A 19,231-nucleotide genomic window follows, 5' to 3' on the forward strand; every position below is an offset into this window, starting at 1 on the left:
CCCCTGTCCCCGCCCATCCGGCCCCAGGTCGTGGCCATCGGCGGTTCTACGGGTGCGCCGCCCGCCCTGATGAGCCTGTTCGCCGACCTGAAGGGCGAGCTGGAGCAGGCGGTGCTGCTGACCCAGCACATGCCGCCGACCTTCACCGCCATGCTGGCCGAGCAGTTGGAGCGCACCGGCGAACGCCCGGCGGCCGAGGCGCGCGACGGCGAGCCCATCCTGCCCGGTCGCATCTATGTCGCCCCCGGCGGCTGGCACATGACGGTGGGCCGCAGCGGCAAGGTGCCGGTCATCCGCCTCAATCAGGAAGCGCCCGAGCACTTCTGCCGCCCCTCGGTCGATCCCATGCNNTGGCCCCGGCGTGCTGGCGGTCATCCTGACCGGCATGGGAGCGGACGGGGCCGAGGGTTGCCGCGCCGTGGCCGAGGCCGGCGGGCGGTTCGTGGTTCAGGACGAGGCCACCAGCGTGGTCTGGGGGATGCCAGGCGCCGCCGCCAGGACGGGACTGGCCGAGGCGGTCCTGCCCCTGCCCCAGATTGCGCCCTGGGTTCGGAGGGCCTGCGCATGACCGTCGCCTATGAGGGGTTTCGCAAGCTGGTGCTGGACCGCTCCGGCCTCGTGCTGACGGCGGACAAGGACTACCTGCTGAAAAGCCGGCTGGAGCCGCTGGCGCGCAAGGACGGCTTCCTGGGGCTGGATCAGTTGCTGGCCAAGGTCGGCGCCGAGCCGTCCGGGGCTTTGGCTCAACGCTGCATCGACGCCATGGCGACGCATGAATCCTTCTTCTTTCGCGATGCGACCCCTTTCGACCAGCTGCGCGACGTCATCCTGCCCGATCTGATCGCGGCGCGGGCGCAGAGCCGAACCTTGCGCATCTGGAGCGCCGCCTGCTCCAGCGGACAGGAGCCCTATTCCCTGGCCATGCTGCTGATGGAGGAGCAGCACCGGATGCCCGGCTGGCGCATCGACATCCTGGCCACCGACATGTCCCTGCCCATTCTGGAGCGCGCCCGCACCGGCCTCTACAGCGACTTCGAGGTCAGGCGCGGCCTGTCCGACGCCCGGCTGGCGCGCTGGTTCACGCGTGCGGGCGATCAATGGCTGCTGTCGCCGCAGGTGCGGTCGATGGTGCGGTTCGCGCCGCATAACCTGCTGGCGGGCACGAGCGGGCTGGGGCGCTTCGACCTGATCTTCTGCCGCAATGTGCTGATCTATTTCGACCGCGAGCATAAGCGCGCGGCGCTCGGCCAGATCCGTCAGGCGCTGGAACCGCACGGCGCCCTGGTGCTGGGGAGCGCGGAAACGGTCGTGGGGTTGGACAGCGCCTTTGCGCCCGTCGTGGGGTTGCGCGGGGTGTTCAAGCCGGGGTCCTGACCTTTCCTCCCCACTTTGTGGGGAGGGGGACCACAAAGTGGTGGAGGGGGCGACGCCGCCCTGACCTCAATCACACACAATAGCGACCGTTGAGTCGCCCCCTCCGTCACGGCCGCTGCGCGCCCGCGCCACCTCCCCATCGCTGCGCGACAGGGAGGAAAGAAAAAGACTCAAGGGGCGAAGGCGGGGCCTGCCGCCTTCGCCCCCTCGTCGCGTCGCGGCCCGCAGGGGGCTCAGGCGGCGGCGAGACGGTCCATTTCCGCCGTCAGGGCTTCGGCCTGGCGGGCCAGTTCGCCTGAGGCGTTGAGCAGTTCGGAGGAGGCGTCGCTGGTCTGGACCGCGGCGGCGTTGACCCCGGCGATGCTCGTCGAGACCTGGCGCGTGCCCTCGGCCACCTGGGTCACGTTGGCGGCGATTTCGCGGGTGGCGGCGGACTGTTCCTCGACCGCGCCGGCGATGGCCGAGGCGATGTCGGCGACCTTGCGGATGGTGTCGGTGATGCTGCCGATGGCCCCGACCGAGGTCTGGGTCGCCGACTGCATGGCCGAGACCTGGGACGAGATTTCGTGCGTGGCCCGCGCCGTCTGGTCCGACAGGCTCTTCACCTCGGACGCCACGACGGCGAAGCCCTTGCCCGCCTCGCCCGCCCGCGCCGCCTCGATGGTGGCGTTCAGGGCCAAGAGCTTGGTCTGGCCGGCGATGTCGTTGATCAGGGTGACGACGTTGCCGATCTTCTGCGCCGCCTCGGCCAGAGTGCGGATCGATTCGCTGGTGCGGTCGGCCTCGATCACCGCGTGCTGGGAGATGCTGCTGGACTCCGCCACCTGACGCGCGATCTCCGCGATGGAGGCGGTCAGTTCCTCGCCCGCCGAGGACACGGTCTGGACGTTGACCGAGGTGACTTCGGCCGCCGCCGTCACGGCCCCGGCCTGACGCGTGGTTTCCTCGGCGGTGCCGGCCATGCTCTCGGCGGTCGCCCGCATCTGCGAGGCCGCCGAGGCGACGATGCCCGAGATCTCCGTCACCCGCGCCGCCACCTGTTTCTGGGCGGTGATGTCGGTGGCGTACTTGACCACCTTGAAGGGCTTGCCGCTCAGATCGAGGATGGGGTTGTAGCTGGCCTGAATCCAGATCTCGCGCCCGCCCTTGCCGAAGCGGCGGTACTGGCCGGCGTCGTAGTCCCCGCGCCGCAGCTTGTCCCAGAAGGCCATGTAGTCGGGCGAGCGGTCCTGGCCCGGCTCGATGAACAGGCTGTGGTGACGCCCCACCACCTCATCGCGGCGATAGCCGACCGCCGACAGGAAGTTGTCATTGGCGTCCAGGATCGAGCCGTCCATGGCGAACTCGATCACCGCCTGGGCCTTGTTGATGGCCGCGATCTGGCCCTCGAAGTTGGCGGTAGCCAGCTTCTGGTCGGTGATGTCGACGGCGTACTTCACCACCTTGAACGGGGCGCCGCGCGCGTCGAGGATCGGGTTGTAGCTGGCCTGAATCCAGACCTCGCGCCCGTCCCGGCCCAGGCGCCGGTACTGACCGGCGTCGTATTCGCCGCGCCCCAGCTTGTCCCAGAAGGCGCGATAGGCGCCGGACTGAACCTCGGCGGGATCGACGAACATGGAGTGATGGCGCCCGACGATCTCGTCCAGCCGATAGCCGACCGTGGCCAGGAAGTTGCCGTTGGCGTGCTGGATCGTGCCGTCCATGCCGAACTCGATCACCGCCTGGGCCTTGCTGAGCGCCTCCAGCATGCCGGCGTGCTTGCGCAGTTCGGTGACGTCGTTCCACTCCAGCACATTGCCGACGTAGTCGCCGCCCGCGTCCAGCACCGACATGACCCGCAGGGCGAAGCGCAGGTCGCCGACGCTGATCTCGGCGATGTGCGGGCGGGCCAGGGGTTGCGCCAGCATGGCCCGCTGGTGCGACGGGTCCTTGTGGAAGACGTCGATAGAGGTCCCGACCATCCGGTCCAGCGCCACCCCGGGGAAGGCGCGGGCGAAGGCCGCCTCATTGGCCTTGAGCAGGGCCCGCGTCGCGTCGTTCAGGTCGATGATGGTCAGATCGCGGTCCACCATCATCAGGGCGGCGGAGGTGGCGCGGATCACCGTACGGGCGAAGGCGTCGGGGTCCGGCCCGACAATCAGGTCGTCCAGCTGTTCAGCGGCGGCGGTGCGCGACATGGCAGGCTCCTTGATGGTGCGCTCAGGCCGCGCCGGCCGGGGCGGACAGGGTGAAGGTCTGTTCGATGTTGAGGATCAGCAGGGAGGCGTCGTCGTGCCGGTACAGGCCGTCGCACAGCTCGCGCCATTCAGGCGCCAGGGTGACGGGCAGAGGCTCCCTGGCCGCGCGGTCCAGCCACAGGACGTCGCCGACATCCTCGACCTGAAGGGCGTAAAGCTCGCCGCCGCGCTCGACGATGACGCTCATGTGCGGCTGGCCCACCGCGCGGGGCGCAAGACCCAGGCGGCGGCGCATATCGACGGCGGTGATGATCCGTCCGCGCAGGTTCAGCGACCCCGCCACCTCGAACGGGGCCAGAGGCACGCGGTCGATCCGCACCGGGGCGATCACGTCCTGAACCCGCAGCAGGGGGATGCCGATCATCTGATCGCCGACGCGGACAGAGACAAAGCCATCCGGCGACGGTTCGGTCGATGGGAATGTCATGCGGCCTCCTGATCTTGGGCCAGGGTTGCAGCCCCGGTTTCGGAAAGGACTTCGGCGACGTCGCTCAACAGGGCCTCCTGCGGCGGGCCGCTAAGGGACTGGACGCCCAGGCCCAGCAGGGGCGTGGCGTGCCAGGCCGAGGCGCGGCCAAAGGCGACGGCCATGCGCCGCGCCGTCGGTCCCGCGTGGCTGGTGTCGGCCAGAATCAGGTCGAAGGCCGCGCCCGCGTCGTGCAGGACCAGCGCCGCCTCGGGATCGCTGGCCACCTCGACCTCATAGCCGGCCTGGGCCAGCAGGGGGGCGAGCAGCATCCGCACGAAGGGGCTTTCGTCCACGACCAGGAGGCGCTTGGTCGGACGCACCGGCGCCGCCGCAGACGACGCTTCCGCGCCCTGGGTCGCCGGTCGCGGCTCGGCCAGGCCGTCGCAGCGCCGCCAGTAGAAGTCGACGTCGATCAGTTCCGTCGCGCGGCCCGCGACCACGATGCTGCCGGTCACGCCAGTGGATGAACCCACCAGCTCGGCCGTGGCGGCGGCTTCGATGATGTCCACGATCTCCTTGGCCATCAGGCCCAGGCTGCGCGCGCCGCGCGAAAACACCAGCAGCGGCCGCTTGGCCTGAGGCGCCTCGGTCAGAGACGACCCGTCGGCGCAGAGCACCGGCATCAACTGCCCGCGATACTGGATCAGCGAGCGACCATCGGCCCATTCCAGCGCCGAGGGCTCCAGCTCCTCGATCCGGGCCACGCCCGCCAGGCGCGCCGCCTTCAAGGCGCCGTCGGCGGCGCGGAAGACCAGCAGGGCCTCTGAGCGGTCATCGCCGCCCCCTGCGTCGACTGTCGCCTCCTCGCCGCCGTTCAGCAGGGCCCCGGCGCCCGCCTCGACCGCCATGCCCTTGAAGTCCAGGATCATGATGACCGAGCCGTCGCCCAGGATGGTCGCGCCGGAATAGAGTTTCAGGTGGCGCAGGATCGAGGCGGTCGGCTTGACCACGATCTCCTCGGTGTCGAACACCCGGTCGACGATGACGCCGAAGGTGAAGGCGCCGACGCGGGCCACGACAATGCAGGCCTCGCCGCGCGGCCCCTCGGGCGGCTCCAGTCCCAGCAAGGCTTGCAGGGAAACCAGCGGCAACAGCCGGTCGCGCAGGCGCAGCACCTCGGCCCCGTTGATCTGTTCGATGCGGCGGCCCGCCGTGCCGTTGGCGCTGACCAGTTCGATGATGCTGGCCTGGGGCATGGCGAAACGCTCGCCGCAGCATTCGACCACCAGTCCGGCGATGATGCTGAGCGTCAGGGGGATGCGGATGGTGAAGCGCGTCCCCTGCCCCTCGACCGAGGTCAGTTCAACGGCCCCGCCGATGGCCTCGATATTGGTTCGCACCACGTCCATGCCGACGCCCCGCCCCGACACCGCCGTCACCGAGGCGGCGGTCGAGAAGCCGGGCAGGAAGATCAGCTGGCGCGCTTCGGCGTCGCTCATGGCCGCGGCCTGAGCGGGCGTGATCAGGCCGACGTCCAGGGCCTTGGCGCGGATGCGGGCGGCGGGCAGGCCGCGACCATCGTCGGCCATTTCGATCAGGATGGCGCCGCCCTCGTGCCGGGCCAGCAGGGTGATGCGGCCTGTCTCCGGCTTGCCCGCCGCGCGGCGTTGCTCGGGCGTTTCCAGCCCGTGGTCGGCGGCGTTGCGGATCATATGGGTCAGGGGATCGCGGATCAGCTCCATGACCTGACGATCCAGCTCGGTGTCCTCGCCGGTCATGACCAGGTCGATGCGCTTGCCGAGGTCAGACGCCAGGTCGCGCACCAGGCGCGGCAGCTTGGCCCAGGCGCCGCTGATCGGCTGCATCCGGGTGGTCATCACCCCTTCCTGCAGTTCGCTGGTCACTTGGTTCAGGCGATGCAGCGGCCCGGCGAAGGGGGTCTCCGGCTGGTCGCGCAGGGTCTGGATCAACTGGTTGCGGATCAGCACCAGCTCGCTGACCATGGTCATCAGGCCTTCCAGCGTGTCGACGCCGACGCGGATGGTCTGGGGGCCCTTGGCCGGTTCGGCGCGGTCGGCGCGGGCGGGTTCGGCCTCGCGTTCGGCGGGCGGGGCGGCCAGCAGCATATCGACCGCCTCGGCCTCGGCTTCCAGATCGATCAGGTTCTGACGCACGGCCTGAACGAAGGCGGCTTCATGCGTGGTCAGCGCCTCGCCGAAGGTTTCGGCCAGGGCGCGCTGCAAGGCGCCGGGCGCCGCCGTGGCCCGAGCCACACCGCACAGGGCCTCGCGCCATTCCGCCTGCACGCGGTCGAGATCGATCCCGGCGAACAGGGGGCCGGTGACGGGGACCGTGACCAGCAGGGCCAGCGCGCCTTCGCAGGCGGCGTCCAGCGTGGCCTCGCCGCCGACGCGTTCCAGCAGGGAGCGCGACGCGGCAGACGCGGTCGCCGCCGGGGCGCTGTCGCCCGCATAAATGCGGTCCAGCCGCCCGATCAGGGCGCGGTCGTCGCCCTCAGGCTCGACCCCGGTGTCCGCCAGCCCCTCGATCACCGCGCGGACCACGTCCACCGCGTCGAGGATGACGGTGACGGACGCCGCGTCCACCGCCAGCGTCCCGTCGCGATAGAGGCCCAGCACATTCTCGGCGGCATGGGTGACGCTCTGCAACCGCATCAGGCCGAGGAATCCCGAGCCGCCCTTCAAGCTGTGGATCAGGCGGAAGATGTCGCCCAACAGGTCGGGGTCATCCGGCGTCTGCTCGAAGCGGACCAGCTTGGCGTCCACGGCCTCGATGCCCTCGCGGGCCTCGGCGATGAATTCGTTGATGACGTCGTCCACGGTCGATCGCCCCCTTGAGGGCGGCGGAACCGCCCCTGCCGAATGCAACCATCAGCTGAAATCGGTTAAGCCAAGCTTAAGTTTGCACAGCCTATAGCTGTATGGCTGCCCCTGAAAGGTAAGCGCGTTCTTCAATCACAGCGGCCCGTTCGGCCGCACCTGTGCAACGAGGGATAGAATGGCCGCGGACAAGAGCATGAACGTCCTGGTGGTGGACGACTACAAGTCGATGGTGCGGATCGTGCGGGGGATGCTGAACCAGCTGGGCTTCGTCAACGTCGACGACGCGCCCGACGGGGCGGCGGCGATGGCCCTGCTGAAAGAGAAGGATTACGGCCTGGTCCTGTCGGACTGGAACATGCAGCCGGTCACGGGGCTGGAGCTGCTGAAACAGGTCCGCGCCGAGGAGCGCACCAAAAAGACCCCCTTCGTCATGGTCACGGCCGAGGCCAAGGTCGAGAACGTCATCGCCGCGCGTCAGGCGGGGGTGAACAACTACGTCATCAAGCCCTTCACCCTGGCGGTGCTGAAGCAGAAGCTGACCTCAGTCGTGGGCGAGATCTGATCATGACGCCCCCGATGACGCCGCAACAGATCCTGGCCGAGATCGACCACCTGAGGCGCGAACTGGCCGCCGCCGCCGACGACCTGCTGTCCGCCGCCGAACAGGGGCTAGCCCTGACGCAGGCCCAACCGATGGACGCCGAAGCGATGACGGCCAGCTTTCACCGCATCCTCGCCGCCTGCAGTTTTCAGGATTTGGCGGATCAGAGGATCGACCGTCTGCTGACCGCCCTGACCGGACGCAAGGCTGCGCCCCGCCCCGACGCCGCCCTGCTGAACGGACCCGCCATGGCCGGCGAGACGGGACTGAACCAGTCGGCGGCGGACGCCCTGCTGGCGAGATAGTCGCCTCGCCTTTCACCACTCATCCCGGCGGACGCCGGGATCCAGTGCTTTGGCTTCAAGCGCGGCGCTGGACTGAGCAGTGTCGGTGGGGTCTGTGGCTCTTACTGGACCCCGGCGTCCGCCGGGGTGAGCGGGATCAGGAGCTGGCGCTAATATAAAGCCCTCGCGCCTTGCCAAGCCGTCGCCAAAGGGGTGCATTAGGGCTTCGTTCCGCAGTCACCATTCGGGCGCCGCCATCCTGATCTTCCGCCACAGCCGGTCCGCGTCATGACCGCCCCCGAGACCCCGCCGCGCGTCCGCACGGGGGCGCTGGCGCCGCTGAACCATCCGGTCTTCCGCGCCGTCTGGATCACCAGTCTGGCGACCAATTTCGGCGGTCTGATCCAGTCGGTCGGCGCCGCCTGGATGATGTCCTCCATCGCCTCGGCCCAGATGGTGGCCCTGGTGCAGGCCTCGATCACCCTGCCGATCATGCTGCTGTCGCTGGCGGCGGGAGCCCTGGCCGACACGGTGGACCGGCGCAAGATCATGCTGGCGGCCCAGACCTTCATGCTGCTGGTCTCGGCGGGGCTGTCGGTGATGACCTATCTGGGGCTGATCACGCCCTGGGTGCTGCTGAGCTTCACCTTCCTGATTGGCTGCGGCGTGGCCTTCAACGGCCCGGCCTGGCAGGCCTCGGTCGGCGACATGGTCCCGCGTGAGGACCTGGCGGGCGCCGTGACCCTGAACTCCATGGGCTTCAACCTGGCCCGCAGCGTCGGCCCGGCCATCGGCGGCATGATCGTGGCGGCGGCGGGCGCGGCGGCGGCCTTCGCCGTCAACGCCGTCAGCTATATCGGCCTGCTGGTCGTCCTGTTCCGCTGGAGGCCGGATCGACCCAAGCAGGCCCTGCCGCGCGAGGGCCTGCTGGCCGCCATGGTCGGGGGCGTGCGCTACGCCTTCCTGTCGCCGCGGGTGACGGCGGTGCTGTTGCGCGCCGTGGTCTTCGGCGTCGGGGCCAGCGCGGTTCAGGCCCTGATGCCGCTGGTGGCGCGCGAGGGCGGCGGCGGGCCTCTGGTCTTCGGCCTCTTGCTCGGCGCCTTCGGCGTCGGCGCCGTGGGCGGCGCCCTGTTCGTCGGCAAGCTGCGCGCCAAGTACGAGACCGAGACCATTGTCCGCGTCGCCGGACTGGCCTTCGCCGTCGCGGCGGCGACCATAGGTTACAGCCCCTGGCTGGCCCTGACCCTGCCGGCCCTGATGATCGCGGGCGCGGGCTGGGTGCTGGTGCTGTCGACCTTCAACGTCACGGTGCAGATGTCGGTGCCGCGCTGGGTCGTGGCGCGTGCCCTGGCTCTGTACCAGATGGCGGCCTTCGGCGGCATGGCGGGCGGCAGCTGGCTGTGGGGCTCGCTGGCGCAAAGCCAGGGTCTGGACGCGGCCCTGGGCCTGTCGTCGGGGGTGCTGCTGCTGGCGGTGCTGATCGGGCTGCGGGTGCCCCTGCCCTCGACCGCCAACCTGAACATGGACCTTCTGCGGCGCTGGACCGAGCCTGAGACGCAGCTGGCCATCGAACCCCGCAGCGGCCCTGTGGTGGTCTCCATCGCCTATCGCATCCGCGAGGAGGACATCGACGACTTCCTGGCCGTGATGGACGAGCGCCGCCGCGTCCGCCGCCGCGACGGCGCCCGCCAATGGCGCCTGCTGCGCGACCTGGCCGAGCCCGACATCTGGGTCGAGAAATACCAGACCGCGACCTGGCTGGATTACGTGCGCCACAACCAGCGCATCACCCAGGCCGACGCCGACATCTCGCGCCGCATCTACGCCCTGCATCAGGGATCGGACAAGCCGGTGGTCCACCGCCTGATCGAGCGCACCACCGCGCCCCTGGCCGCCAACCTGCACGTCGACCGCCACTTCGGCGAACCGCTGACCGACCCGACGCGGGCGTCGTAGGATCTGACGCACGGCTTCTGCCGTCATTCCGGGGCGCGAAGCGAACCCGGCACCCAGGCGTCAGATGGCTGGCGCCTGGGCCCCGGATCGCCCCTACGGGTCGTCCGGGGTGACTGCAGTTGGGTGATCCCCGCCCCTCAGTGCGGCGAGGCGACCGGCTCTTCGGGCTCGCCGCCTCGGGTGCGGAGGCAGGCGACGGCGAAGACGGTCAGCAGCAGATAGCCCGCCACCGGCACGAAGAAGCCCAGGTGGATGTCGCCCGAGCGGTCCACCACCTGCGCCGCCAGCAGCGGCAGGATGGCCCCGCCGATGATGCCGAAGACCAGCAGGCCGGAGGTCGAGGCCGCCGGAGCGGTCGACCGCTCCAGCGTCAGGGTGAAGATGCTGGGGAACATGATGGAGTTGAAAAAGCCCACGGCCAGGGCCGCATAGGCCGCCGTCACGCCCCCCGTCTGGGTCACGATCAGGCACAGCGACGCCGCAACCACGGTGCACAGCGTCAGCAGCAGGCTGGCGCGCACCTTGGTCAGCAGCCAGGAACCGACGAAGCGCCCGACCATGGCGCCGCCCCAGTAGAGGGCGACCATCTTGCCCGCCGCCTCCACGGGAATGTTCAGCACAGCCGGGCCGGACAGGAAGTTGGTCAGCATATTGCCGATGGCCACTTCCGAGCCGACGTAGATGAAGATGGCCAGGGCGCCGAACAGGGCCCAGCGCGAACGCAGGGCCGACAGGATGGCGGCGGCGCCGACCGGCTCGGCGGCGTCGTGGGCAGGCGCGGCGGCGTTGATCTGCTTGCGGGCGGAAAAGATGAAGGCGGCGATCAGGGCGAAGAAGGCCCCCATGCCGAGGAAGGCGATGTCGATGCTGCGCAGGGACTCGCCGCGCGTGGCCACGGTGACGACGGCGCCGGCCGCGAACACCCCGCCGGTCAGCAGGACGTGCGCCCCCAGCCACGGCCCGACCGTGGCCCCCAGCGAGTTGAAGGCCTGAGAGAAGACCAGGCGGAAGTGCGAACTCTTCTTGGTCCCCAGTTCGGCCACCAGAGGATTGGCGGCGACCTGCAGCAGGGTGACGCCCGAGGCGATGACGAACAGGGCCAGCAGGATGCCGGGATAGAAGTCGAGGAAGGTGGCGACCGGCACGATCAGACAACCCAGCACCATGGTCAGCAGGGCGGCGATGATGCCCCGACTATACCCCAGGCGCGACACCGCCGCCGCGGCCGGCAGCGAGGCCACGCCATAGGCGATGAACCAGGAAAAGGTGGTCAGAAAGGACTCGGTATAGCTGAGGTCGAACACCCGCCGCACCGCCGCGATCAGCGGATCGATCAGCGAGGTGGCGAAGCCCCAGGCGAAAAACAGGCTGGTGACATAGGCGAAGGCGAGGCCCGTGCCGCGCGCCGTCGTGCCGGACTGAGGTTGGCTCATGACCGCTTCCCATAAAACCGCGACGAGGCGCGGCGATGGAGCGACTGTCTAGGCAGGACGGCGCGGCGTCCAGAGGCGGCGCCCGCCGTGCCGAAATCTTGATCCGGCGCCGGGCCGTCTGCCCGACGTGGAGCATTGCCTTTTCTCAGGCGTCCGACCACCGTGGCGACGACCGATATGATCATCGCCTCCGCCACGTCCAGCCCAGACGCCCATCAGGAATGGTGGCGGGGCGCCGTGATCTATCAGATCTATCCGCGCAGTTTCGCCGACACCCATGGCGACGGGATCGGCGACCTGAAGGGGATCACGGCGCATCTGGATCATATGGCGTCGCTGGGCGTGGACGCGGTGTGGATCTCGCCCTTCTATCCCTCGCCGATGAAGGACTTCGGCTATGACGTCGCCGACTATTGCGACGTCGATCCGGTCTTCGGGACCCTGGCCGATTTCGACGCCCTGCTGGCCAAGGCCCACGATCTGGGACTGAAGATCATCCTTGATCAGGTCTGGTCGCATACCTCGGACCAGCATCCGTGGTTTCAGGCCAGCCGACAGGACCGCACCAATGCTTTCGCCGACTGGTACGTCTGGGCCGACGCCAGGGCGGACGGCACGCCGCCGAACAACTGGCAGTCGGTCTTCGGCGGACCGGGCTGGACCTGGGACGCGCGGCGCGGCCAGTATTATCAGCACAACTTCCTGCCTGAGCAGCCGCAGTTGAACGGACGCCATCCGGCGGTGCAGGAGGCCCTGCTGGCCGTGGGCAAGTTCTGGCTGGATCGCGGGGTGGACGGCTTCCGCCTGGACGCCGTCAACTTCATGATCGGCGATCCGGGCTTGCGCGATAATCCGCCCCTGCCGCCCGGCGGCAAGCGCACCCGGCCGTTCGACTTTCAGGACAAGATCCACAACCAGTCGCACCCCGACATCCTCGCCTTCCTGAAGCGGGTGCGGGCGCTGACCGACAGCTACGGCGACCGCTTCACCGTGGCCGAGGTCGCCGGCGACCATTCGGCGCGCGAGATGAAGGCGTACACGGCGGGCGACCGTCATCTGAACAGCGCCTATGGCTTCCTCTATCTCTACGCCGAGCGGCTGACGGGCGAACGGGTCAAGGCGGGCGCCGAGATGTGGCCCGGCGAGCCGAATGAGGGCTGGCCCTCGTGGACCTTCTCCAACCACGACGCGCCGCGCGCGGTGACGCGCTGGGCCGAGGGCCGCGATGAGCGCCGACTGGCCGAGATGCTGATGCTGCTGCTGGTCTGTCTGCGCGGCAACGTCTTCGTCTATTACGGCGAGGAGCTGGGCCTGCCGCAGGGCGAGGTGCCGTTCGAGCGACTGGTCGATCCCGAGGCCGTCGCCAACTGGCCCCAGACCCTGGGCCGCGACGGCGCCCGCACCCCGACGCCGTGGAAGGCCGACGCCCCCTTCGCCGGGTTTTCAACGGTCGAACCCTGGCTGCCGATAGACGCGCGCCATCCGGGGATGGCGGTGGATGTTCAGGAGGGCGATCCGACCTCGATGCTGCACGCGACGCGCCGCATCCTGGCCCTGCGCCGCGCCCATCCGGCGCTTAAGACGGGCGACATGACGGTGCTGACGACCGAGCCCCTGCTGAGCTTCAGCCGCGAGGGCGACGATGAAAGCCTGCTGGCCGTGTTCAACCTGGGTCATGAGCCGCAGACCTGGGTGCAGCCCGAGGGCTATAGCATTATCGACGCTGTCTATAGGGGCGAGGCAGGAACCCTGCCTCCCCTGGGCGGAGTTCTGCTGCGTAAACAGGTCATCTGAGGAGATTTAACCTCCCTTATCGTCAGTACCTGGGTCGAACTGTTTCAGGAAAGCGACATGCTGCAACGCACACGTTCCAGCAGCGCTCGACAAACGCAAAAACTGGTCTAGGGAAGCGGCGCGGGGAACTTCGCGTAGGGTCAAGACCATGAAGATCGCAGTCCTGGGCGCCGGCGTCATCGGGGTGACGACGGCCCACTATCTGGCCAAGGCCGGCCACGAGGTCACGGTGATCGACCGCCAGAGCGGCCCGGCGCTGGAGACCAGCTTCGCCAATGCGGGCGAGATTTCGCCGGGCTATTCCTCGCCCTGGGCCGCGCCCGGCATCCCGGCCAAGGCGGTCAAATGGCTGTTCATGCGCCACGCCCCGCTGATTTTGCAACCGCAGATTGATGTCGCCACCGTGCGCTGGCTGCTGGCCCTGCTGAGGAACTGCACCTCGGCCCGCTATGCGCTGAACAAGGCGCGAATGGTCCGTCTGGCCGACTACAGCCAGGAGGTTCAGACCGCCCTGAACGCCGAGCTGGGTCTGCAATACGACCACCGCACCCAGGGCACGCTGCAACTGTTCCGCACGCAGAAGCAGCTGGACGGCATCTACAAGGACACCGAGGTCCTGCGCGAAGGCGGCGTGCCGTTCGAGGTGCTGGATCAGGACGGCTGCATCCGCGCCGAGCCGGGTTTGGCGGCCACGCGCGACCTGTTCGTCGGGGGCCTGCGTCTGCCCAAGGACGAGACCGGCGACTGCTTCAAATTCACCAATGCGCTCAGTGATGTGGCCGCCGCCGAGGGCGTGACCTTCCTCTACGACACCGCCATCAAGGCCCTGATCACCGACAAGGGCCGGATCAGCGGCGTCCAGACCGGCAAGGGCGTGATCACCGCCGACGCCTATGTCCTGGCCCTGGGGTCCTATTCGCCGCAGATGGTCAAGCCGCTGGGCATGACCCTGCCGGTCTATCCGGTGAAGGGCTATTCGATCACCGCGCCCATCATCAATGAGCCCGCCGCCCCCGTCTCGACCATCATGGACGAGAGCTACAAGGTGGCCATCACCCGCTTGGGCGACCGCATCCGCGTCGGCGGCATGGCCGAGATCTCGGGCTACAACAACGTCCTGCCCGAGCCGCGCCGCAATACGCTGGAACATTCGGTGGGGTCGTTGTTCCCCGGCGCGGGCGACCTGAAGGCGGCGAGCTACTGGTCCGGCCTGCGGCCGATGACGCCGGACGGGACGCCGGTCATCGGCGGGACCCGGTTCGACAACCTGTTCCTGAACACCGGCCACGGCACCCTGGGCTGGACCATGGCCTGCGGCTCGGCCCAGGTCATCGCCGACATCGTCAGCGGCAAGACCCCGGACATCGAGACGGCGGACCTGGGGATCGCGCGCTACGGGTGAGCAACCTTCCTTCTCCGCTTGAGGGAGAAGGTGGCAGGCGGAGCCTGACGGATGAGGGGTGTGAGCACCGCCCATCCGATCAAGGCCGAACGTCTGATCCACGACATTCAACCGTCGCGCCGACACCCCTCATCCGGCCCTGCGGGCCACCTTCTCCCTCAAGGGGAGAAGGACTTAGGTGCGCGTCTTGGCCGCCACCGACCGCAGGCCGGCCAGCAGGGCCTCGCTGGTCGCGTCGGTCTTGCAGCCCGCCGTCAGGATCAGGCGCATGGCCTGGACGTGGACGCCGACCGAGGGCCAGCTCCAGGCGTTGTTGGTCTGCATCCGGTCGGCCACGTCGCACAGGCTGTAGCCCGCATCATACAAGGGGCCGGTGTCGAAGAAGCCCGCCGTGTCCAGCAGAGACGAGGCCAGTTGATAGACCTGGGGCTCGCTGCCCGGGGCGGCGGCGGCGGCGACCAGCTCCAGCTCGGTGATGGTGCCGGCGACCGTGATCATGACGTCGTCGCGGTGGCGGTCCAGCCGTTCGTTGGCGCGGCGCTCGATGTCGGCGACGGTGCGTCCGCCCGGCTGGGCCATCTGGCGGGCCAGGGTGGTCTTGATCTTCAGGGTGCGAGCTTCGGTCATAGCGCGACCCTCTGGGGTTTAAGCAACATATCGATGTCGGACTGGTCCATATTGGCCTCGACCGCGGCGCCGACGTGGGTCGACAGGTCGCCCTGACGACGGCCGGGAATGCCCAGCGGCGGGCCGAAGTTGCGGACGCGGCGGTCGGGTCCGACGTAGTTCTCGCTCTCGACGAACTCGCGCTCGTCGCCCGCCAGCCAGACGATCCGCTTCAGCAGCACCGCCGGGGTCAGGGGTTTGGTGATGACGAAGCTGACGCCGCAGTCGCGCCCTTCGCGCACCTTGGATTGCGAAGCGTGGCCGGTCAGCAGGATGACGGGAATGAAGCGCAGCGGCGCCGGGGTCTCGCGCCGCAACCAGCGGGCGAAGGCGTAGCTGTCCATCTCCGGGTCGGCGCAGTCGATGACGATCAGATCGACGGCGCGGTTCTGGATGATCCGCACCGCCTCGACCGCCGAGGCGCACTTGATCTGCTCCTTGACGCCGAAGCCGTGAAAGACCGAGCTGAGCATGTCCAGCGCCTGCGGATTGTCGTCGATCAGCAGGACGGTGGATTGCTCCAGATTGACGCGGTCGGTCGCGCTCATCGGATCAGTCGAACAGCAGCAGGTCGCCGGAGACGGCGGCGGGGGCGGCTTCAGACAGGGGTCTGCCCCGGAACGACAGTTCGCGCAGGCGGTCGGCCATCTCGGCCAGAGGCAGGGCGGCCAGGGCCGTATCCATCGGCTGATCGGCGGCCAGGGCGCCGGCCAGCCCCGACAGGGCGTCCACCCGCTGGCTCAGGACGTCAAAGGCCTGCATCCGCGTCAGGTAGGTCAGGCGTTGCTCCGGCGGCGCGCCCTTGACCAGTTCGGACACCAGATCGCCGGCCTCGTCGATCCCGGCGCGGATGTCGGCCAGTTCGGCCGAGACGGCGGCCAGCAGGCCCTTGGTATTGGGGTGGCTCATCAGAAAAGCTCCAGCGCGCCGGACTCGACCGGCGGCAGGCGCGGCGGCGTCGGGCGCGGGGCGACCGCGTCCTGGACCGCGCGTTGCAGCGCCCGGCCCGTCACCGGCCAGTAATGCAGTCGACGCCCCCCGGCGCCCCTGAGGCTGGCGCCGACGACGGGGATGCCCTCGTCGGCCAGAAAGCGTTCGGCGAAGTCGGCGTTGGAGGCGCCGACATCCTTGAGCGAGTCGAACATGCGGCCGCCGCCGAACAGCTTGGCCTCCAGACGGTCGCGACGACCGCCCGCCTTCAGCACGTCGTTGATCAACAGCTCCATGGCGTAGGCGCCGTAGCGACGCCCCGCGTCGGTCCCCGCCCCCGCGCCCTCGGGCAGCAGGAAGTGGTTCATGCCGCCGACCCCGGCCACGGGATCGCGCAGGCACATGGCGACGCAGCTGCCGAGCACGGTCGAGAGCACGACGTCGCGATCGGACGTCACAAGGTGCTCGCCCTGGCCGACATGGACGCGCCTTTCGGTCGTCTGCTGATCGCGTTCGGGGTTCACGTCAGCGGGCCGAAGACGCCTTCCAGCTTCTCTTTCAGCTGGGCGGTGGTGAAGGGTTTGACCAGATAGTTGTTCACGCCGAACTGCACGGCGCGCTGCACCAGTTCGCGGTCGGCGCGGCCGGTCAGCATGATGAAGGCGGTCTTGGAGGTCGGCGGGTGGGCGCGGATGGCGCGCAGCAGGCCCAGGCCGTCCAGGTTCGGCATGTTGAAGTCGGAAATGATCAGGTGCACCGGCTTGGTGATGGCGGCGCGCAGACCCAGCTCGCCGTCGGCGGCTTCGGAGATTTCGCGCACGCCGATCTGTTGCAGGCTGTTGCGGATCAGGGAGCGCATGGTCAGCTGGTCGTCGACAACCAGAACATTGAGGGCGGAAGCGGCGGGCATACGAGTAGTCCTTACGCAACAGGCTTTGAGGCGGGGGCGCCGGCGGCGCACAGGTCGAGGATGGCGGGGGCGAGACGGGGGAGAGACAGCTGGCGCTCGACGGCGCCCAGCTCGAAGGCGGCGCGCGGCATGCCGTAGACGACGCAGGACTGCTCGTCCTGGCCCAGGGTGCGGGCCCCGGCCTGACGCATGGCCAGCAGGCCTTTGGCCCCGTCCTTGCCCATCCCGGTCAGGATCACCCCGGTCATCGGGCGGCCCTGGCGGGCGACCGCGTTGAACAGGACGTCCACGGACGGGCGATGGCCGTTGACCGTATCGGCGACGACCAGACGGCAGCGGCCGTTGGCGACCTCAAGATGGGCCTCGCCGCCGGGGGCGATATAGACGTGGCCCGCCTTCAGCGGCGCGCCGTCCACGGCCTCGGTGACGGTGGCGCCCGACATCTTGTCCAGACGGGCGGCGAAACTCTTGGTGAAGGTGGCGGGCATGTGCTGCGTCACCACCGTCGCCGGGCAGTTGGCCGGGAAGGCCGACAGGATGTTCAGCAGAGCCTCGACCCCGCCGGTCGAAGCGCCGATGGCCAAGATGTGGTTGGGGTCGGCGCGATAGGCGCCGTCCACCGCCTTGGCCTCGCGCGTTTCCAGCGGGCGAACACGCGAGCGGGCGGCGATCTTCACCTTTTCGGCCAGGTCGCCGAAGGCTTCCTGGGCCGAGACGCCGGGCGCGGGCTTGGCCACCGCATCGACCGCGCCGATCTCCAGCGCCGCCAGGGTGACGTCGGTGCCCGCCTGGGTCAGGGTCGAGACCATGACCACCGGCATGGGCCGCAGCCGCATGATTTTTTCGAGGAATTCCAGCCCGTTCATATTGGGCATCTCGACGTCCAGGGTGATGACGTCGGGGTTCAGTTCCTTGATCGCGGCGCGGGCCTCCAGCGGATCGGCCGCCGTGCCGACCACGGCGATCTCGGGGTCGCGGCGCAGGACGGCGCTGATCAGGCTGCGCATGGTGGCGCTGTCGTCGACGATCAGGACGCGGACGGGATTCTGGCTCATGCCCGGCCTCCCAGCTTGTAAGCAGTCAGGCCGCAGGTCTGCAGCTGAGCCGTCGCCGGGCCGCTGACGCGTTCCGAGTGACCGATGTAGAGGGTGGCGCCGGGGGCCATCAGCGGGGTGAAGCGGCTCCAGACCATCTCCTGGGTCGCGTCGTCGAAGTAGATGACCACGTTGCGGCAGAAGATGACGTCGAACCTGCCCTTCATCGGCCAGTCGCCGATCAGGTTCAGCTCGCGGAAGGACACCAGGCGACGCAGGGTGGCGTCGGCGCTGAACTGACCCGGCGAACCGGGGACCGGCGTGAAATGCTTGCGACCCGAGGCCGGGACCGGCGACAGCAGTTCGTCGGAATAGATCCCCGCCGCGCCCTCGGCGACCATGTTGGGGTCGATGTCGGTGGCCAGGATGCGCACGTCCAGATCGGCCGCTTCCGGCAGGACGTCCAGCACGGTCAGGGCCATGGAATAGGGCTCCTGTCCGTTGGAACAGGCCGCCGACCACAGGCGCACGCGCCCGCCGGCCCGCGCCCGCGCCGCCAGTTCCGGCATGACCTGATCGCGCAGGTGATCGAAGTGGTGCGGCTCGCGATAGAAGCGGGTGACGTTGGTGGTCAGGGCCGCGGTCATGGCCTGGCGCTCGTCGACGCCCTCCACGCCCTCGATCAGGGCGCAGTAGTCACGGAAGCTGCGCAGACCCAGCACGCGCAGACGCTTGGCCAGGCGGGAATAGACCAGGGCGGCCTTGCCCTCGCTCAGGGCGATGCCGGCGTGGGCGTGCAGGGTCTGGGCGATGTGGCGGAAGTCCTCGGCCGTGAAGACGAACTCGCCTTCGACCAGGGACGTGCGCCCGGAGGCGGTGGTCATGCGGCTTCGGCTTCGCTTTCAGCCGGCAGGACGTGGTTGAGGTCGATCAGGCTGATCATGCGGCCGCCCTCGACGGCGAAGATGCCCTGGACGAAGGTCTTCACATGGTCGCTGGCGACGTCAGGCGTCGGCTGGATCGTCGAGTCCGTCAGTTGCACGATGTCCGACACGGCGTCGACCAGCAGGCCGACCAGACGGCTGCCGATATGGGCCACCATGATGACGTGGCGAGCGGTCGGCTCGGCCGTGGCCAGACCGAAGCGGGCGCCCAGGTCGATGATCGGCAGGACGATGCCGCGCAGGTTGATCACGCCCTTCATGTAGGAGGGCGAGCGCGGCAGGGGCGTGGCCGGGGTCCAGCCGCGGATCTCGCGGACGTTCATGATGTCGACGCAGAATTCCTGCTCGCCGATGCGGAAGGCGATCAGTTCCCGGTCGGCGCCGGCGACGTTGGAGGTGACTTCGGTCATGGTG

At 69.0% G+C, this 19,231-nt stretch carries 17 protein-coding genes and 2 pseudogenes; 7 read left to right on the forward strand and 12 right to left on the reverse strand.

Going from position 1 to position 19,231, the window contains the following annotated elements; genetic code table 11:
- Window positions 1-69: 69 nt before the first annotated feature.
- Both HX774_RS20295 and HX774_RS20300 read left to right on the forward strand, forming a co-directional pair.
- Window positions 70-568, forward strand: a pseudogene (locus HX774_RS20295) (CheB methylesterase domain-containing protein).
- Entirely contained in the window at window positions 565-1,374 is an 810-nt protein-coding gene (locus tag HX774_RS20300; RefSeq protein ID WP_178823299.1) for a protein-glutamate O-methyltransferase CheR, read from the forward strand. Before HX774_RS20295 ends, HX774_RS20300 begins: the two are co-directional and overlap by 4 nt.
- 233 nt (window positions 1,375-1,607) lie before the next feature.
- On the opposite strand, the gene HX774_RS00525 is transcribed toward HX774_RS20300, so the two are convergent.
- From HX774_RS00525 to HX774_RS00535, 3 genes are read right to left on the reverse strand one after another with little or no spacing between them, the layout of a single operon-like run.
- Window positions 1,608-3,551: a PAS domain-containing methyl-accepting chemotaxis protein gene (locus HX774_RS00525; protein WP_218650190.1), complete on the reverse strand. Its 1,944-nt coding sequence runs from the start codon at window positions 3,549-3,551 to the stop codon at window positions 1,608-1,610.
- Window positions 3,552-3,573: 22 nt separating this feature from the next.
- Entirely contained in the window at window positions 3,574-4,038 is a 465-nt protein-coding gene (locus tag HX774_RS00530; RefSeq protein WP_178823301.1) for a chemotaxis protein CheW, read from the reverse strand.
- The gene (locus HX774_RS00535) at window positions 4,035-6,860 is read right to left on the reverse strand and encodes a hybrid sensor histidine kinase/response regulator (RefSeq protein WP_178823303.1); all 2,826 of its coding nucleotides are present in this window, start codon (window positions 6,858-6,860) and stop codon (window positions 4,035-4,037) included. The genes HX774_RS00530 and HX774_RS00535 overlap by 4 nt, the downstream gene beginning before the upstream one ends.
- Before the next feature lie 178 nt (window positions 6,861-7,038).
- Here HX774_RS00535 and HX774_RS00540 point away from each other — a divergent pair, with 178 nt between their 5' ends.
- The 3 genes from HX774_RS00540 to HX774_RS00550 all read left to right on the forward strand — a co-directional run bounded on the left by HX774_RS00540 (window position 7,039) and on the right by HX774_RS00550 (window position 9,704).
- Complete coding sequence (locus tag HX774_RS00540) at window positions 7,039-7,425, forward strand: response regulator (RefSeq protein ID WP_114818713.1); 387 nt, start codon at window positions 7,039-7,041, stop codon at window positions 7,423-7,425.
- A 2-nt stretch (window positions 7,426-7,427) separates the two neighbouring features.
- Window positions 7,428-7,769: a hypothetical protein gene (locus HX774_RS00545; protein WP_178823305.1), complete on the forward strand. Its 342-nt coding sequence runs from the start codon at window positions 7,428-7,430 to the stop codon at window positions 7,767-7,769.
- Between the two features lie 267 nt (window positions 7,770-8,036).
- Window positions 8,037-9,704 carry an MFS transporter gene (locus HX774_RS00550; RefSeq protein WP_178823307.1) on the forward strand — a complete coding sequence of 556 codons (1,668 nt, stop codon included), beginning with the start codon at window positions 8,037-8,039 and terminating at the stop codon, window positions 9,702-9,704.
- 137 nt (window positions 9,705-9,841) lie between these two features.
- On the opposite strand, the gene HX774_RS00555 is transcribed toward HX774_RS00550, so the two are convergent.
- On the reverse strand, window positions 9,842-11,137 hold the full coding sequence (locus HX774_RS00555; protein WP_178823309.1) for a sugar MFS transporter: 1,296 nt from the start codon (window positions 11,135-11,137) through the stop codon (window positions 9,842-9,844).
- A gap of 177 nt (window positions 11,138-11,314) precedes the next feature.
- Between HX774_RS00555 and HX774_RS00560 the strand changes: the two genes are divergently transcribed.
- Together HX774_RS00560 and HX774_RS00565 are read left to right on the forward strand one after the other, a co-directional pair.
- A complete protein-coding gene (locus tag HX774_RS00560; RefSeq protein ID WP_178823353.1) occupies window positions 11,315-12,931 on the forward strand; it encodes an alpha-amylase family glycosyl hydrolase in 1,617 nt (538 codons plus the stop codon).
- A 133-nt stretch (window positions 12,932-13,064) separates the two neighbouring features.
- Window positions 13,065-14,333 (forward strand): annotated as a pseudogene (locus HX774_RS00565) (D-amino acid dehydrogenase); the annotation flags it as partial.
- A 174-nt stretch (window positions 14,334-14,507) separates the two neighbouring features.
- On the opposite strand, the gene HX774_RS00570 reads toward HX774_RS00565, so the two are convergent.
- From HX774_RS00570 to HX774_RS00605, 8 genes are read right to left on the reverse strand one after another with little or no spacing between them, the layout of a single operon-like run.
- Window positions 14,508-14,960, reverse strand: coding sequence for a chemotaxis protein CheE (locus HX774_RS00570; protein WP_178823313.1), 453 nt, complete (start codon window positions 14,958-14,960; stop codon window positions 14,508-14,510).
- Complete coding sequence (locus tag HX774_RS00575) at window positions 14,957-15,547, reverse strand: response regulator (protein ID WP_178823315.1); 591 nt, start codon at window positions 15,545-15,547, stop codon at window positions 14,957-14,959. The genes HX774_RS00570 and HX774_RS00575 overlap by 4 nt, the downstream gene beginning before the upstream one ends.
- A 4-nt stretch (window positions 15,548-15,551) precedes the next feature.
- Window positions 15,552-15,908 (reverse strand): hypothetical protein, encoded by a 357-nt coding sequence (locus HX774_RS00580; protein ID WP_178823317.1) that lies wholly within the window; start codon window positions 15,906-15,908, stop codon window positions 15,552-15,554.
- On the reverse strand, window positions 15,908-16,453 hold the full coding sequence (locus tag HX774_RS00585; RefSeq protein WP_178823319.1) for a chemotaxis protein CheD: 546 nt from the start codon (window positions 16,451-16,453) through the stop codon (window positions 15,908-15,910). Before HX774_RS00585 ends, HX774_RS00580 begins: the two co-directional genes overlap by 1 nt.
- On the reverse strand, window positions 16,450-16,839 hold the full coding sequence (locus HX774_RS00590; protein ID WP_114815746.1) for a response regulator: 390 nt from the start codon (window positions 16,837-16,839) through the stop codon (window positions 16,450-16,452). The genes HX774_RS00585 and HX774_RS00590 overlap by 4 nt, the downstream gene beginning before the upstream one ends.
- 11 nt (window positions 16,840-16,850) lie before the next feature.
- Window positions 16,851-17,894 (reverse strand): chemotaxis response regulator protein-glutamate methylesterase, encoded by a 1,044-nt coding sequence (locus tag HX774_RS00595; protein ID WP_178823321.1) that lies wholly within the window; start codon window positions 17,892-17,894, stop codon window positions 16,851-16,853.
- A complete protein-coding gene (locus HX774_RS00600; RefSeq protein WP_178823323.1) occupies window positions 17,891-18,757 on the reverse strand; it encodes a protein-glutamate O-methyltransferase CheR in 867 nt (288 codons plus the stop codon). The genes HX774_RS00595 and HX774_RS00600 overlap by 4 nt, the downstream gene beginning before the upstream one ends.
- A complete protein-coding gene (locus tag HX774_RS00605; RefSeq protein ID WP_114815749.1) occupies window positions 18,754-19,227 on the reverse strand; it encodes a chemotaxis protein CheW in 474 nt (157 codons plus the stop codon). The genes HX774_RS00600 and HX774_RS00605 overlap by 4 nt, the downstream gene beginning before the upstream one ends.
- Between the last annotated feature and the right edge of the window lie 4 nt (window positions 19,228-19,231).

The sequence above is a fragment of the Brevundimonas sp. P7753 genome, assembly GCF_013386595.1.
Classification (GTDB): domain Bacteria; phylum Pseudomonadota; class Alphaproteobacteria; order Caulobacterales; family Caulobacteraceae; genus Brevundimonas; species Brevundimonas bullata.

Coding starts and splice junctions, on each gene's coding strand:
- HX774_RS00555 (WP_178823309.1), bottom strand. CDS start 11,137: ATGAGCCAACCTCAGTCCGGCACGACGGCGCGCGGCACGGGCCTCGCC.
- HX774_RS00590 (WP_114815746.1), bottom strand. CDS start 16,839: ATGCCCGCCGCTTCCGCCCTCAATGTTCTGGTTGTCGACGACCAGCTG.
- HX774_RS00570 (WP_178823313.1), bottom strand. CDS start 14,960: ATGACCGAAGCTCGCACCCTGAAGATCAAGACCACCCTGGCCCGCCAG.
- HX774_RS00575 (WP_178823315.1), bottom strand. CDS start 15,547: ATGAGCGCGACCGACCGCGTCAATCTGGAGCAATCCACCGTCCTGCTG.
- HX774_RS00550 (WP_178823307.1), top strand. CDS start 8,037: ATGACCGCCCCCGAGACCCCGCCGCGCGTCCGCACGGGGGCGCTGGCG.
- HX774_RS00560 (WP_178823353.1), top strand. CDS start 11,315: ATGATCATCGCCTCCGCCACGTCCAGCCCAGACGCCCATCAGGAATGG.
- HX774_RS00530 (WP_178823301.1), bottom strand. CDS start 4,038: ATGACATTCCCATCGACCGAACCGTCGCCGGATGGCTTTGTCTCTGTC.
- HX774_RS00525 (WP_218650190.1), bottom strand. CDS start 3,551: ATGTCGCGCACCGCCGCCGCTGAACAGCTGGACGACCTGATTGTCGGG.
- HX774_RS00605 (WP_114815749.1), bottom strand. CDS start 19,227: ATGACCGAAGTCACCTCCAACGTCGCCGGCGCCGACCGGGAACTGATC.
- HX774_RS00600 (WP_178823323.1), bottom strand. CDS start 18,757: ATGACCACCGCCTCCGGGCGCACGTCCCTGGTCGAAGGCGAGTTCGTC.
- HX774_RS00545 (WP_178823305.1), top strand. CDS start 7,428: ATGACGCCCCCGATGACGCCGCAACAGATCCTGGCCGAGATCGACCAC.
- HX774_RS00595 (WP_178823321.1), bottom strand. CDS start 17,894: ATGAGCCAGAATCCCGTCCGCGTCCTGATCGTCGACGACAGCGCCACC.
- HX774_RS20300 (WP_178823299.1), top strand. CDS start 565: ATGACCGTCGCCTATGAGGGGTTTCGCAAGCTGGTGCTGGACCGCTCC.
- HX774_RS00580 (WP_178823317.1), bottom strand. CDS start 15,908: ATGAGCCACCCCAATACCAAGGGCCTGCTGGCCGCCGTCTCGGCCGAA.
- HX774_RS00540 (WP_114818713.1), top strand. CDS start 7,039: ATGGCCGCGGACAAGAGCATGAACGTCCTGGTGGTGGACGACTACAAG.